The sequence below is a fragment of the Acidimicrobiia bacterium genome, from assembly GCA_036271555.1.
Classification (GTDB): Bacteria; Actinomycetota; Acidimicrobiia; order IMCC26256; family PALSA-610; genus DATBAK01.
The window spans coordinates 176,640-190,495 of sequence record DATBAK010000010.1 but is presented as its reverse complement, the minus strand read 5'-3'; the positions used below and the strand labels follow the sequence as shown (position 1 = coordinate 190,495).

The 13,856-nt window shown below is 71.9% G+C and carries 12 protein-coding genes; 6 read left to right on the top strand and 6 right to left on the bottom strand.

Annotated elements, in window-relative coordinates; all coding sequences use genetic code 11:
- Positions 1-98 precede the first annotated feature (98 nt).
- The gene (gene tal / locus VH914_04405; protein HEX4490430.1) at positions 99-1,196 is read left to right on the top strand and encodes a transaldolase; all 1,098 of its coding nucleotides are present in this window, start codon (positions 99-101) and stop codon (positions 1,194-1,196) included.
- Entirely contained in the window at positions 1,193-1,612 is a 420-nt protein-coding gene (locus tag VH914_04400) for a DUF427 domain-containing protein (GenBank protein ID HEX4490429.1), read from the top strand. The genes tal and VH914_04400 overlap by 4 nt, the downstream gene beginning before the upstream one ends.
- On the opposite strand, the gene VH914_04395 is transcribed toward VH914_04400, so the two are convergent.
- Positions 1,583-2,278: a mismatch-specific DNA-glycosylase gene (locus VH914_04395; GenBank protein ID HEX4490428.1), complete on the bottom strand. Its 696-nt coding sequence runs from the start codon at positions 2,276-2,278 to the stop codon at positions 1,583-1,585. The genes VH914_04400 and VH914_04395 overlap by 30 nt on opposite strands.
- A gap of 19 nt (positions 2,279-2,297) precedes the next feature.
- Here VH914_04395 and zwf point away from each other — a divergent pair, with 19 nt between their 5' ends.
- Positions 2,298-3,788, top strand: a complete 1,491-nt coding sequence (gene zwf, locus VH914_04390; GenBank protein ID HEX4490427.1) for a glucose-6-phosphate dehydrogenase — start codon at positions 2,298-2,300, stop codon at positions 3,786-3,788.
- 99 nt (positions 3,789-3,887) lie between these two features.
- Here zwf and VH914_04385 read toward each other — a convergent pair whose 3' ends face one another.
- Positions 3,888-5,258, bottom strand: a complete 1,371-nt coding sequence (locus tag VH914_04385; GenBank protein HEX4490426.1) for a nitrilase-related carbon-nitrogen hydrolase — start codon at positions 5,256-5,258, stop codon at positions 3,888-3,890.
- 71 nt (positions 5,259-5,329) lie between these two features.
- On the opposite strand from VH914_04385, the gene cofH reads away from it, so the two are divergent.
- The 3 genes from cofH (at position 5,330) to VH914_04370 (ending at position 9,864) form a co-directional block, all read left to right on the top strand.
- A complete protein-coding gene (cofH, locus tag VH914_04380) occupies positions 5,330-7,705 on the top strand; it encodes a 5-amino-6-(D-ribitylamino)uracil--L-tyrosine 4-hydroxyphenyl transferase CofH (GenBank protein ID HEX4490425.1) in 2,376 nt (791 codons plus the stop codon).
- 85 nt (positions 7,706-7,790) lie between these two features.
- Complete coding sequence (locus tag VH914_04375) at positions 7,791-8,804, top strand: adenosine kinase (protein ID HEX4490424.1); 1,014 nt, start codon at positions 7,791-7,793, stop codon at positions 8,802-8,804.
- A 7-nt stretch (positions 8,805-8,811) separates the two neighbouring features.
- On the top strand, positions 8,812-9,864 hold the full coding sequence (locus tag VH914_04370) for an LOG family protein (GenBank protein ID HEX4490423.1): 1,053 nt from the start codon (positions 8,812-8,814) through the stop codon (positions 9,862-9,864).
- 24 nt (positions 9,865-9,888) lie between these two features.
- Here VH914_04370 and VH914_04365 read toward each other — a convergent pair whose 3' ends face one another.
- From VH914_04365 to VH914_04350, 4 genes are all read right to left on the bottom strand, one after another.
- The gene (locus VH914_04365) at positions 9,889-10,101 is read right to left on the bottom strand and encodes a hypothetical protein (protein ID HEX4490422.1); all 213 of its coding nucleotides are present in this window, start codon (positions 10,099-10,101) and stop codon (positions 9,889-9,891) included.
- Positions 10,094-11,308: a (Fe-S)-binding protein gene (locus tag VH914_04360; protein HEX4490421.1), complete on the bottom strand. Its 1,215-nt coding sequence runs from the start codon at positions 11,306-11,308 to the stop codon at positions 10,094-10,096. The genes VH914_04365 and VH914_04360 overlap by 8 nt, the downstream gene beginning before the upstream one ends.
- A 94-nt stretch (positions 11,309-11,402) precedes the next feature.
- Entirely contained in the window at positions 11,403-12,407 is a 1,005-nt protein-coding gene (locus VH914_04355; GenBank protein HEX4490420.1) for an FAD-binding protein, read from the bottom strand.
- Between the two features lie 82 nt (positions 12,408-12,489).
- Positions 12,490-13,833, bottom strand: coding sequence for an FAD-linked oxidase C-terminal domain-containing protein (locus tag VH914_04350; protein HEX4490419.1), 1,344 nt, complete (start codon positions 13,831-13,833; stop codon positions 12,490-12,492).
- Positions 13,834-13,856: the final 23 nt, after the last annotated feature.

Genomic DNA, 13,856 nt, shown 5'->3' with positions numbered 1-13,856 from the left:
GGTCGTAGCCGCATGAAGCAGCCAGGCGCAGACCGCAGGCGCGGCCGGCGACGCGAGACCGCTCACCGTCAGGATCGAGCGCGGGAGGTCGTAGCCGCATGAAGCACAGTTCCATCGCGAAGCTGCCCGAGTTCGGGCAGAGCCCCTGGTACGACAACCTCACCCGCGCGTACGCCACCGGCGGCCTGAAGCTGCTGATGGAGCGCGACGGCATCCGTGGCGTCACGTCGAACCCGACGATCTACGAGAAGGCGCTCGCCGCGGGCGACGACTACGACGCGCAGCTCGCGAAGCTGGCGAAGTCCGGCACCGAGGCGAAGGATTCGTACTGGGAGCTCGTCACCACCGACATCCGCGACGCCGCGGATCTGCTGCGGCCGGTCTACGACGCGAACGACGGTGCCGATGGCTTCGTGTCGGTCGAGGTCGACCCGGATTACGCGCACAACGCCAAGGACACGGTGACGCAGGCGGCCGAGCTCTTCTCGCGCGTCGACCGCCCGAACGTGATGATCAAGATCCCCGGCACGCGTGAGTGCCTGCCCGGGATCACCGAGACGATCGCGGCCGGCATCAACGTGAACGTCACCTTGATCTTTGCCCTGAAGCGCCACGGCGAAGTGATCGAGGCGTACCTCGCGGGTCTCGAACAGCTCGCGGCGAAGGGCGGCGACCTCTCGAAGGTGAACAGCGTGGCGTCGTTCTTCGTGAGCCGCGTCGACACCGAGACCGACCGCCGGCTGCCGGAAGGGCACGAGCTGCGGGGCAAGGCCGCGGTCGCGAACGCGAAGCTCGCGTACCGGCTCTTCGAGCAGACGTTCAGCGGGAAGCGCTGGGACGCGCTCGCCGCGAAGGGCGCGCGAGTGCAACGTCCGCTGTGGGCATCGACGTCGACGAAGAACCCTGCCTACTCCCCCACGCTCTACGTCGACGAGCTCATCGGCCCGCACACCGTCAACACGCTTGCCCAGGCGTCGATCGACGCGCTGCAGGACCACGAGGGCCTACGGGCGGGCACGGTCACCGAGGGCGTCGACGACGCGCAGGCGACCATCGACGCGCTCGCGAGCGCGGGTGTCGACTTCGACGACGTCACCGACACGCTCGAGCGCGAAGGCGTCGCCTCCTTCTCCGCCAGCTTCCACGACGCGCTCGACACGCTGACGAAGAAGGCGCGCGAGCTGGCGCAGTCATGAGTGGCGCAGCCGAGGGTCACGTCATCACGACCGACCCGGTCTCGGCGCGGGTCACGGTCACGGTGCACGGCGAGACGGTGGCCGACAGCACGAACGCACGGGTCCTGCACGAGACCGGCCTCCCCGACCGGCTCTACATCCCGCGTACCGACATCGCGATGGACAAGCTCGTGCCGACCGAGACGACGAGTCACTGCCCGTTCAAGGGCGACGCGGTGTACTGGTCGGCGAAGGTGAACGGCGGCGCGGTCACCGACGTGGCGTGGAGCTACCCGCACCCGCTTGCCGGTCGCGAGGACATCACCGAGCTCGTGTGCTTCTTCGACGAGAAGGTCGACGAGATCGCGGTCGACGGCGCGGCGATCACGAAGCCGACGACGCCCTGGTCAGTGCAGGCCGAGGCCGAACACCCGTAGGTGCTCGGCAAGCACCGCGGGTGGCGCGTGCGCGTTGAGACCACTCGGATTCGGCATCACGTAGGTCGCCGCGCCACCGAAACGCTCGCGCTGCCAGCCCGCGACCGCGCGCCGGTCGACCGCGATCCGGTAGCCCGAGAGTCCGACGAAGCACACCGACGCGGGTGTGAGCCATTCGACGAGCGCGCGGACGCGCGCCGCGCCGGCGCGGAACTCGTCGTCGGAGAGCTCGTCGGCGCGTGCGGTCGCGCGCTTCACGAGATCGGTCATGCCGACACCGTGTGCGCAGAGCGCGTCGAGAGGATCGCGATCGCGCGTGACGAGACCCGCGGCGAGCGCGGCGGGCCAGAACCGGTTGCCCGGCCGCGCGAAGCCGACCCCGGCATCGGCCGAGTAGAGGCTCGGATTGAGTCCGACGAGCAGGGCGCGCAGGCCCGGGCCGACGGTGTCGGGCAGCGTCCGCTGCCGGGTCGCCTGCACGCGCCACGAGTCGTCGCCGGCCTCGACGGCATCACACGAGAATCCGCCGCCGAGCACGACCGCAGCCAGGTGCTCGGGGTCCCACGATCGCGTGACGCGCAGCACGGTCGTTTCGCCCACCACCGTCGCGCGGTAGCGCCTCACGAGCATGAGCGGCAACGAGAACGGTGAAGGGGCGCGCGCCACGGCTCCTATCCTGGCGTCGATGGCCGCCGAGCCCCGCATACCCCCCGGTGTCGTGCTCGTCGTGATGGGTGCGAGCGGCGACCTCGCCCACCGCAAGCTCTATCCCGCGGTCGGGTCGCTCGCGGCGCGTGGCCAGCTGCCGGCGCGCTTCGCGCTCGTCGGCATCGCGCGCACCGAGTACGACGACGACGATTTCCGCGCGAACGTCCTCGACGCGGTGCGGAAGGTGCATCCCGACGCCGCCGACCCGCTCGACCAGCGCGAGTTCGAGTGCCGCTATGTCGCCGGCAGCTTCGACGATCCCGGCACGTTCAAGCGGCTCGGAACCGTGCTCGACGAGCTCGACGAGAAGCTCAACCTCGGTGGCCGGCGGATCTTCTACCTCTCGACGGTGCCGCAGCTGTTCGAGGCTGCGATCACCGGTCTCGGCGACTCCGGGCTCGCGGTCGAGAGCGAAGGCGGCTTCAGCCGCATCGTGATCGAGAAGCCCTTCGGTCACGATCTCGCCAGCGCGCGCGACCTGAACAACCTCCTGCACGGGTGCTTCGACGAACACCAGGTGTTCCGCATCGACCACTACCTCGGCAAGGAGACGGTCCAGAACATCCTCGCCCTGCGCTTCGCGAACGCGATCTTCGAGCCGGTCTGGAACCGCCGCTACGTCGACCACGTGCAGATCACGGTGGCGGAGCCGCTCGGTGTCGAGCACCGCGGCTCGTTCTACGAGGGCGCGGGCGCGCTGCGCGACATCGTGCAGAACCATTGCATGCAGGTGCTGTCGCTGATCGCGATGGAGGCACCGGCGTCGTTCGCCGCGAATCCAGTGCGCGACGAGAAGGTGAAGGTGCTGCGCGCGGTGAAGCCGTTGTCGGCCGGCGAGGTCGGGTCGGCCGTCGTGCGCGGGCAGTACACCGCGGGCACGGTGGAGGCCGAGGCGGTCGTCGGCTACCGCGACGAAGAGGGCGTCGCCGCCGACAGCCAGACCGAGACGTACGTCGCGCTGCGCTTCGAGATCGACAACTGGCGCTGGGAAGGCGTGCCCTTCTACCTGCGCACCGGCAAGCGCCTCGCGCAGCGCACGACCGAGGTGGTGCTGCAGTTCAAGCCGGTGCCGCACTCGCCGCTCCCGGCGCGCGCGGTCGAGTCGGTCGAGCCGAACACGATGGTGCTGCGCATCCAGCCCGACGAAGGTGTGCGGCTCGAGTTCGGGGCAAAAGTGCCGGGATCGACGTGGTCGGTGCGCACGGTCGGGCTCGACTTCAACTTCCGCTCCGGTTTCACCGAGGCCGCACCCGAGGCGTACGAACGGCTGCTGCTCGACGTGATGGTCGGCGACGCGACGCTGTTCATCCGCGAAGACGAGGTCGACGCCGCGTGGCAGCTCGTGCAGCCCGTGCTCGACGGCATCGCCGACGGGTTGATCCCGGTGCGCCGCTATCCCGCCGGCACCTGGGGCCCCGCCGCGGCCGACGCGATCCTGGGCGTCGGCGACACCTGGCGCAACGGCTGATTTCTGGTCGCGCTCGCTGCGCGCGCCGCTCCTGACGCCTCACGCGACGGCCGAGGGCGCGCCGCTCGCTCCGCTCGAGCGCGGCGGTGGGAGCGCGCGTCACGGTTCGCGTCCCAGCGCGAGCACCGCGTCCCAGGCGTCGGTGCCGGGCGCCATGACCTTGGTCGCGGTCGCCGCGCGCAGGCACGCGGTCTGCACGACGAAGCGCGCCGCCGCGGCCCGTGCGATCACCGCGCCCGAGGGATCGGCGACGAGCGGTCCTCCGTCGGTCGCGGCGCGCCACACGAGCACGAACACGCGGTTCTCCAGCGCGCGCGTGCGCGCGATCTCCTCGACCAGTGGTGTGCGCACTCGATGCGCGAGCCACACGATGCACTCGACACCGTCGAGCGCGGCGGCGCGCGCCGGGCGCGGGTCGACGAGTTCGTCGTCGGCGAACGTCGCGACCGCCAAGTCGGCGCGCGCGTTGCGCACCACACCGCGCGGGCCGACGACGAGGTCGACGCCGTGGCCGTCGATCCGGTCGAGCAGGTCGTCGTCGGAAAGGATCGCGACCTGCACGTAGCCCTCGCGCAGCGGCGGCCGGCGCGGTGCCGGCGCCGGCGCGGCATCGGTCGGTGAGCGTTGTTCCTGCACGAGCGGGCTGGTCGCGGCGCGGCCCGCCCGAGCCGGAGACTGAGGCGTCGGGGAGGGCGAAGCTTGCGAGCCCGACCAAGAACGCTCCGGCAGCTCGACGTCGGCGATCACGAGCTCGGGCTCGGTCGCGGCACCGCGTGCGACGACGCGACCGGAAGCGTCGACGATCTGCGAGCCGCCCGAGTAGATCACGGTTCCGCCCTCGGTACCGACCTTGGTCGCGGCGACCGCGACGACGTGGTTCTCGAGCGCGCGCACCCGCCACAGGAACTCGGCCTGCGAGTTCGTGCCCGCCGGCGGCGGCTGCGAGGTGACCCACGCGGTCGGGTTGGCGATCACGCGCGCGCCGCGCGCGACGAGGTCGAGGCCGATCTCGGGGAGGCGCGCGTCTGCGCACACGAGCGTCCCGATGCCGTCGACGACCGGGCCGGCGCGACCGACGGTGAACCACTCACGATCGAAGTGCCAGAGGAAGCGCTTCCCGGCGCGGGCGCGCACGGTGCCGGTCGCGTCGATCATCACCGCCGCGTTCTCCAGCCCGGTGTCGGCTTCGAGCACCACGCCGGCGACGACCGTGCACCCCGCATCGCGTGCCGCCGCCGCGAGGCACTCCACGGGATCCGGGCCCGCGGCGATCACGGCACGCGCCGCGGCCGCGGAGCCGAGCACGTACGCGGGGTACGTCGCCTCGGGCAGCACACAGAGCTGCGCCCCCTCGGCGCCCGCCCGTTCGACCATCGCGACGGCCTCGTCGAGCGCCACGCGTGCGTCGTCGAGGTCGTGCGCCGCGAGCTGACCACAGGCGATGCGCAAGCGGGTGGCGGCGGGGTTCACACCGTCATTGTCGACCCTGGGCGGCCGCGTAGCATGCGCCTCATGATGCCGGCGGTGCTCGTGACGGGCCGATGACGATCTCCGCGGTGGCGCCCGAGGTGCGGCCGCTGCTCGACGGCCCGCTCCCCGACCTGATCACGGCGGCCGGGCGGGTCCGCGACGCGGCCCACGGCGACCGCGTCACCTACTCGCCCAAGGTGTTCATCCCGCTCACGATGCTGTGCCGCGACCGCTGCGGCTACTGCACGTTCGCCAAGCCGCCGGCCCGCCTCGAGTCGCCCTATCTCGATCCCGATGCGGTGCTCGCGATCGCTCGCCAGGGCGCGGCCGCGGGATGTCACGAGGCGCTCTTCACGCTCGGTGAGGCTCCCGAGGAGCGCTACCCGCAGGCCGCCGAGTGGCTCGCGGCGCGCGGCTACGGGTCGACCGTCGACTACCTCGCGGCGATGTGCGAGCTCGTCGCGACCGAGACGGGCCTGTTGCCCCACGCGAACGCGGGCGCGCTGAACGAAAACGAGCTGGCACGGCTGCGGCGCTGGTCGCCGTCGCAGGGGATGATGATCGAGACGCTCGCGGCCCGCCTCGGCGAAGCCGGGGGTCCGCACTTCGGCGCTCCCGACAAGACGCCCGAGCGCCGCCTCGCCACGCTCGAGGCCGCGGGTCGAGCGCACGTCGCGTTCACCACCGGCATCCTCGTCGGCATCGGGGAGACGCGCGACGAGCGGGTCGAGGCGCTGCTCGCGATCGCGGCGAGCCACCAGCGGCACGGTCACGTGCAGGAAGTGATCGTCCAGAACTTCCTGCCCAAGCCGGGTACCGCGATGCACCGCGCCGACCCGTGCCCGAACGACGAGTTCCTCTGGACGATCGCGGCCGCGCGCCTCTTGCTGCCGACCGGCATCCATCTGCAGGCGCCGCCGAATCTCAGCGACGACCTCGCGCCGTTGCTCGCCGCGGGTATCGACGACTGGGGCGGTGTCTCCCCCGTCACGCTCGATCACGTGAACCCGGAGCGGCCGTGGCCTGCGCTCGATCGGCTGCGCGACGCGACCGAAGCCGCGGGCAAGGTGCTCGCGGCGCGCCTCACGATCTATCCCGAGTTCGCGCGCGACGACGCGACGTGGATCGACCCGGACCTGCGCTTCACGGTGATGCAGCGCTCCGACAGCGAAGGTCTCGCGCGCGACGACTCGTGGGTATCAGGTGGCGACGAGCCGCCGCCGGTGCTGCTCCCGTTCCCGCGCCCCGCGCGCGCGGGTGGTCCCGTCGGCGAGGTGCTCGACGGCGTGCTCGCGGGCGAGGAGGTCGGCGTCGACGAGATCGTCACGCTGCTCGGTGCGCGCGGTCGCGAGCTCGCGCGCGTCGCCGAGGTCGCCGATCAGCTACGCCGCGAAGCGGTCGGCGACGACGTCACGTTCGTCCGCAACCGGAACATCAACTACACGAACGTCTGCACCTTCAAGTGCCGGTTCTGCGCGTTCTCGAAGGGCCCGCTGTCGCTCAACCTGCGGGGCGCTCCGTACCTGCTCGACCTCGAGGAGATCCAGCGGCGAGTGGTCGAGGCCGTCGAGTGCGGTGCGACCGAGGTCTGCCTCCAGGGCGGGATCCATCCCGACTTCGACGGCAACTACTACGTCGACGTCGCGCGCGCGGTGAAGGACGTCGCACCGTCGATCCACGTGCACGGCTTCACCGCGCTCGAGGTCACCGAAGGCGCGCGGCGGCTCGGCATGCCGCTGCGCGACTACCTGCGCGTGCTGAAGGACGCGGGCCTCGCGACCCTGCCGGGTACCGCGGCCGAGATCCTCGACGACGAGGTGCGCGCGGTCATCTGCCCCGACAAGGTGAACACCGAGGAATGGCTCGAGGCGCACCGCTGCGCGCACGAAGTCGGGCTCAAGTCGAACGTCACGATCATGATGGGAACGGTCGAGCGCCCGGTCCACGTCGCGCGCCACCTCGTGCGCACGCGTGCGCTGCAGAAGGAGACGGGCGGCTTCACCGAGTTCGTGCCGCTGCCGTTCGTGCACATGGCGACGCCGATCTTCCTGCAACGCAAGGCCCGCCCCGGACCCACGTTCCGCGAGGTCCTCCTGGTGCACGCGGTCGGCCGCATCGCGTACCGCGGCTGGATCGACAACGTGCAGGTGTCGTGGGTGAAGGCCGGATTGGGCGGCGCCGCGCAGATCCTTCAGGCCGGCGCCAACGACCTCGGCGGCACGCTCATGGACGAGAACATCTCCCGCGCCGCCGGCGCGAGCCACGGGCAGGAGCTCGACGAGGCCGAGCTCCGCACCATCGTCGAGTCGATCGGACGGTCGTTGGAACAGCGCACCACGCTCTACGGACGCACGACGACCGTCGGTCGCCGGTTGCGTCCGATCGAGGACCACGCGGCCGAGGTCGCGGTCACGCTCGGATCCAAGCCGCTGGCGCTGCCGGTATGAGCGCGGGCCCGGCGCAGGCCGGAGGCGCGGTCACCCTCGCGCGCCTCGTTCACCGTCCGGGTCGAGCGCCGGAGGTCGGAGCCGCATGAGTGCGGCGGGAAACGAGCCGACGAACGACGCGATCTTCGACGTCTGCGCGATCGGCAACGCGATCGTCGACGTGCTGTCGCACGAGTCGTTCGAGCTCGTCGACAAGCTCGGGCTCGAGCTCGGCGCGATGAACCTCGTCGACGCGGCGCGCGCCGAGGAGATCTACGAGGCGATGGGACCGGGTGTGGAGGTCTCGGGCGGATCGGCTGCGAACACGACCGTCGGTGTCGTGTCGTTCGGTGGACGCGCCGCGTTCATCGGCCGCGTCGCCGACGACGCGTTCGGCGAGGTCTACCGGCACGATCTCATGACCGCGGGCGTGCACTTCGCGGCGACGGTCGCACCCGACGACTCCGAGCGGACGGGTCGCTGTCTCGTCATCGTCATGCCCGACGCGCAGCGCACGATGTGCACGTTCCTCGGTGCGGGCGCCAGCCTCGACCCCGGTGTCGTCGACGACTCGATCGTCGCGGCCTCGCAGATCCTGTACCTCGAGGGCTACCTCTGGGACGAGCCGTCGGCGAAGCTCGCGTTCCTGCACGCGGCCGACGTCGCGCATCAGGCCGGCCGCGAGGTCGCGCTGTCGCTGTCGGATCCGTTCTGCGTGGAGCGTCACCGCGACGCATTCCGCGAGCTCGTCGCCGGTCACGTCGACATCCTCTTCGCGAACGAGCCCGAGATCTGCTCGCTCTACGAGGTCGACGACCTCGACCGCGCGCTCGAGATCGTGGGTGCGCAGTGCTCGATCGCGGCGATCACGTGTGGCGCCGCCGGATCGGTCGTCCTCGGCAACGGCGAGCGGCACGCGGTCGCGGCCGCCGCCGCGAACGTCGTCGACACCACCGGCGCGGGCGACCTCTACGCCGCCGGGTTCCTGAGCGGATACACGCGCGGCCGGCCGATCCCGACGTGCGGTGAGCTGGGATCGATCGCCGCGGCCGAGGTGATCTCGCACCTGGGCGCGCGCCCGGCGACATCGCTGCACGCGCTCGCCGGCGACGTGAGCTAGCGCGCTGATGCAGCGGCTCCCCCGCTATCGCACCGGCGACGCGCAGCTCGACACGGCGATCGGCGAGCTCGTCGACCGCATCGGCGTGACGAAGGACGCCGACCTCATCTACGAGATGATCGTGTCGGCGGCGCGGCTCGCGCGCGACAGCGCCGACCGCGGCGACCTCAAGATCGCGAACGCGGCGCTGAAGGAGATGCGCTACGCGTTCTCCGTGTTCGCGCCGTACCGCTGGGCGCGCAAGGCTGCGATCTTCGGCTCCGCGCGCACGCAGACCGTCGACCCGCTCTACACGCAGACGGTGAGCCTGGCACGCGCGCTGTCGAAGGTCGAGTGGATGGTGATCACCGGCGCGGGTCCGGGGATCATGGAGGCCGGCATCGAGGGCGCGGGAGTCGAGAACTCGTTCGGCGTCGGCATCCAGCTGCCCTTCGAAGCGGCGACCACACAGTTCCTCGCCGACGACCCGAAGCTCATCAACTTCCGCTACTTCTTCACGCGCAAGCTCACGTTCGTGAAGGAGGCCGACGGGTTCGTGTTGCTGCCCGGCGGCTTCGGCACCCTCGACGAGGCGTTCGAGCTCCTCACGCTGGTGCAGACGGGCAAGGCGCAGATCAACCCGATCGTGCTGCTCGACGTGCCCGGCGGCACGTACTGGCATCGCTGGCTCGAGTTCATCACCGCCGAGCTGTTCGAGCGTTCGTACATCTCGCCCGGCGACACCACCCTGTTCCGCATCACCGACGACACGAACGTCGCGCTCGAAGAGCTCACGAGCTTCTACACGAACTACCACTCGCAGCGGTACGTCGACGGTGAGCTCGTGCTGCGGCTCCAACACGAGCCCGACGACGACCTGATGCAGACGCTGAACGTGGAGTTCTCCGACATCGTCGTTCGGGGCAAGATCGAGCGCATCGAGGCGACGCGCATCGAGGTCGCGGAGCACGACCATCCCGAGCTGCCGCGCATCCGCTTCCGCTTCGACCGGCACAGCTACGCGCGCCTGCGCGGCCTCATCGACCTCTTGAACGGCAAGCACGGACCGCCCGCGGTTTGAGCTGATGTGGTGCCGGTGCCGCGATCAGTCGTCGTCCGACGGCGCGTCGCTCAGCGCACCGATGGCGCGGGCGATGGCGCGGCGGGCTTGCAGCAGCTTCTTCTCCGCGGCCTTCGCCGTGTCCTGCGCGTCCTCGTCGCTCGTACCGGCGGCATCCCGCAGCCGGTCGTAGGCGCGGTCGCGCAGGTCTTCCTCGATCGCGGCCAGCCGCTCGACGAGGTCGTCGAAGTCACCCATCGCGTGCATCCTCCGTGAGTGCGCGGTCGAGCAGGACCGCCGGGTGCTCGACGCGCACGCCCGCGCCGCGCAGATGCATGAGGCAACCCGGGTTCGCCGACGCGACGACCGTGTCCGGTCGGTCGAGACCCGCGCGCGCCAGCGCTTCGACCTTGCGCTCGCGGATCGCGAGGGCGAGGTCGGGCTGCCAGAGCGCGTACGCGCCACCCGCGCCGCAGCAGAGGCCGTCGTCGTCGGTGTCGACGAGGTCGTAGGCGTCACCCAGGATCGTCCGCACCGGGAGGTGCGCGTGCTGCACGTGCCGCAGGTGACACGGGTCTTGCACGATCACGCGCGTGCCCGTCGACGCGACCGGCAGCGGCGGGTGCTCGGCGACGGCTTCGGCGAAGTCGCGCACGCGCGCCGAGAACGCGTCGGCGTCGGCTGTGCCCAGCAGCCGGCCGTAGTCCTTCATCGCCGCGCCGCAGCCCGCACTGTCGACGACGATCGGCGCGTCGCCGGGCATCGACCCGATGACGCGCCGCGCGAGGCGGCGGGCCTCGTCGACCCGGCCCGCGTGCACGTGCAGTGCACCGCAGCAGTCGCCGCCCGGACCCGGACGCGTGCACGAGAGTCCGCAGCGCGCGAGCACGCGCGCCGTGGCGCGGTGGACGTCGCGCTGCCACGCGTCCATGACGCACCCGGTGAACAGCCACGCGTCGGGTCGACCGCCCGCGGGGAGGTCGAGCGGTTCTCGCAACTCGCGCGCGTCGATCACTGGTACACCGAGCCGCTTCGGCGCGAGGTGGAGGCGTTGCGCGAGCCAGATCAGCCACGTGAGCGTGAGCAGCACCCGATGCCGCGCGAGCACGACCCGGAACGCGATCCACTCGCCCGCGCGGCGGAGCGCCGAGCGATCGCGCGGTGGCGTCGTCGCGTCGAGCGTGTGCAGCGCGGCGCGCGTGTCCTCCATGAGGTGTCCGAACGGCACCGACGACGGGCAGGCGGCTTCGCAGCCGCGGCACTGCACGCACTCGTCGATGACGCGGCGGAACGTGTCGTCGATCGGCGCCCCGTGGAGGTCGACCGCACGCATCGCGGCGATGCGCCCGCGCGGCGACGCGGCTTCGAGCCCGGTGACGCGATACGTCGGGCAGTGCGGGAGGCACAGCCCGCAGGCGACGCACGCGACGAGCTCGTCCTCGTCGAGGTGTAGCGGCCCGCTCACGTCGCCCGTTCCTGGCGCCTGCCGCGCCGGGCCGCTCGGACCCCGCTCGCGGTCCCATCGCATGCCGTCCCGCCGGGCGCGCTCGTCCGCTCGCTCACAGCGGGAGCCGGCCGGGCGAGAGCTTGCCGGTCGGGTCGAAGGCGCGCTTGAGCCGGCGCGCGACGTCGAGGTCGGGCAGCTCACGGCCGAAGCCGTCGAAGCCCGCGCCGCCTCCGGCCTCACGCAACAGCCAGCCGCCGGCCGCGTGGGCCGCCGCGCGCGCGGCGGTGAGGGCCTCGACGGTGTCGGTCGCGACGTGCACGGTGCCGACGCCGCCTTCGGCGAGCCACCGGCAGCGTGCGATCGTGGCGAGCGCGCGACCGAGGTCGACGATCGCATTCGGCCGCACGGAGATGCGGCCGCGATGCACGCCGTCGGGAAGATCGGGCGGGCCCTCGGAGGCGCGCCCGTCGATCGCGCCGAGCTGTGCCTGCACGTCGTGCAGGTCGCCTTCGAGCAGCGCGTGCGTGTGCGAGCCGTCCCAGAGCAGCATCGACGGCGCGTGCACGCGGGCCCGCACCGAGTCGGGCGGCTCGTCCGTCGTCGTCCACGCCGACGCGGCCGGGCGGGGCCGGCACCGAAGCGTCGCCTGCACGATCACGGCGAGCGTGCCGAGCGAGCCGACGAGGAGTCGGGGCAGGTCGAAGCCCGTGACGTTCTTCACGACCGGTGCACCGCCGCGCACGCGCCGGCCATCGGCGGTGATCAGCCGTACTTCGAGGACCGCGTCCCGCAGGGGTCCGTAGCGCAGGCGGCGCGGGCCGGAGAGCCCCGAGGCCAGCACGCCGCCGACGGTCGCCGCCGAGTCACGCGGGTCGAGGGCGCACATCTGTCCGGCCGGCGCGAGCACGTGCTCGAGCTCGGCGATCGCGGTGCCCGCGTGCACGGTGATCATCAGCTCGGCGGGGTCGTACGCCACCACGCCCGCCGGCGCTCGCACTTCCAGCCCCGACGGCACCGGTCCGCCGACTTCGCGATGCGTTCCCGCGCCGACCGCCACCACCGCGTCGGCCGCGGCGATCGAAGCCGCGAGATCGTCGACCATCGCGACCGCGCTCATGCGGCTCCGACCTTCGGCGCTCGATCCCGACGGCGTCGCGTTGTCGCGCGGCAGACCGCGCCCGCGGTCTGCGCCGGGCCGCTCACACCCATGCGCCTTCGGGGATCTTGCCGATCTCGCCGCAGCGGCTGCCGCGCGGCAACACCTTGCCCGGGTTCGCCGCGCCGTCCGGGTCGAACGCGTCGCGCATCCATTCCTGCGCGCAGAGGTCGTCGGGAGTGAACATGAGCGGCATGAGGTCGCGCTTCTCGAGGCCCACGCCGTGCTCGCCGGACAGCACGCCGCCCGCGTCGATGCACGTCTCGAGGATCTCGGTACCGGCCGCGTGCACGCGCTCCCACACGCCGGGTTGGCGACGGTCGAACGCGATGAGCGGATGGAGGTTGCCGTCGCCCGCGTGGAAGACGTTCATCATCGTCAGCTCACGCTCGCCGGCGATCTCGTAGACGCGCCGCAACACGTCGACGAGCCGAGTGCGCGGGACGACCGCGTCGTGCAGGTAGTAGTCGGGTGCGATGCGCGCGATCGCGCCGAACGCCGACTTGCGGCCCTTCCACAACAACGCGCGCTCTGCCTCGTCCTTCGCCACGCGCACCGTGCGCGCACCGTGCTCCGCGCCGATGCGGCGAATCGCGTCGGCCTGCGCGGCGACGCCGTGCGGTAGCCCGTCGAGCTCGACGAGCAGCACGGCTTCCGCGTCGCGCGGGTAGCCCGCGCCCACGAAGTCCTCGACCGCGCGCGTGATCTGGCCGTCCATCATCTCGAGCGCGGCAGGAACGATGCCGCGCGCGATCGTGCCGGTGACCGTGGCCGCGGCGGCGTCGATCGACGTGAAGTCGAGCAGCAACGTCGCGATCGTCGGTGGGTTCGGCGTCAGCCGCACCGCGATGCGCGTCGCGATGCCCATGGTGCCTTCCGACCCGACGAAGCAGCCGCGGAGGTCGAAGCCGGGCTGGTCGGGCTCCAGGCCGCCGAGCATCGTGACCCGTCCGTCGGGCAGCACCGTCTCCACCGCGAGCACGTGGCTCGCGGTGACGCCGTACGCGAGGCAGTGCGGGCCGCCGGCGTTCGTCGCGACGTTGCCGCCGATCGTGCAGGCCTGCTGGGACGACGGGTCCGGTGCGTAATGGAGGCCGAGATGCGCGACCGCTCGGGAGAGGTCGAGGTTGAGGACGCCGGGCTCGACCCACGCGACGCGCTCGTGCGCGTCGACCTCGAGCACGCGGTTCAGCCGGGTCGTGACGATGACGAGCGGATCGTCGACCGGAGTCGCGCCACCCGCGAGCCCGGTGCCGCTCCCGCGCGCGACGAAGGGCCGCCCGTGCTTGCGTGCGATCCGCACCGCCGCCGCGACCTCGTGCGCGGCGCGTGGGAAGCACACGGCGACCGCACTGCCCTCGGCGACCCCGGCGTCGCGGGCGTACAACGTGAGCTCGAGCGGCTCGATGC

Excerpts from the sequence above, each read along its gene's own strand:
- tal (HEX4490430.1), top strand. The coding sequence starts at position 99 with ATGAAGCACAGTTCCATCGCGAAGCTGCCCGAGTTCGGGCAGAGCCCC.
- VH914_04400 (HEX4490429.1), top strand. The coding sequence starts at position 1,193 with ATGAGTGGCGCAGCCGAGGGTCACGTCATCACGACCGACCCGGTCTCG.
- zwf (HEX4490427.1), top strand. The coding sequence starts at position 2,298 with ATGGCCGCCGAGCCCCGCATACCCCCCGGTGTCGTGCTCGTCGTGATG.
- cofH (HEX4490425.1), top strand. The coding sequence starts at position 5,330 with ATGACGATCTCCGCGGTGGCGCCCGAGGTGCGGCCGCTGCTCGACGGC.
- VH914_04375 (HEX4490424.1), top strand. The coding sequence starts at position 7,791 with ATGAGTGCGGCGGGAAACGAGCCGACGAACGACGCGATCTTCGACGTC.
- VH914_04370 (HEX4490423.1), top strand. The coding sequence starts at position 8,812 with ATGCAGCGGCTCCCCCGCTATCGCACCGGCGACGCGCAGCTCGACACG.
- VH914_04365 (HEX4490422.1), bottom strand. The coding sequence starts at position 10,101 with ATGGGTGACTTCGACGACCTCGTCGAGCGGCTGGCCGCGATCGAGGAA.
- VH914_04355 (HEX4490420.1), bottom strand. The coding sequence starts at position 12,407 with ATGAGCGCGGTCGCGATGGTCGACGATCTCGCGGCTTCGATCGCCGCG.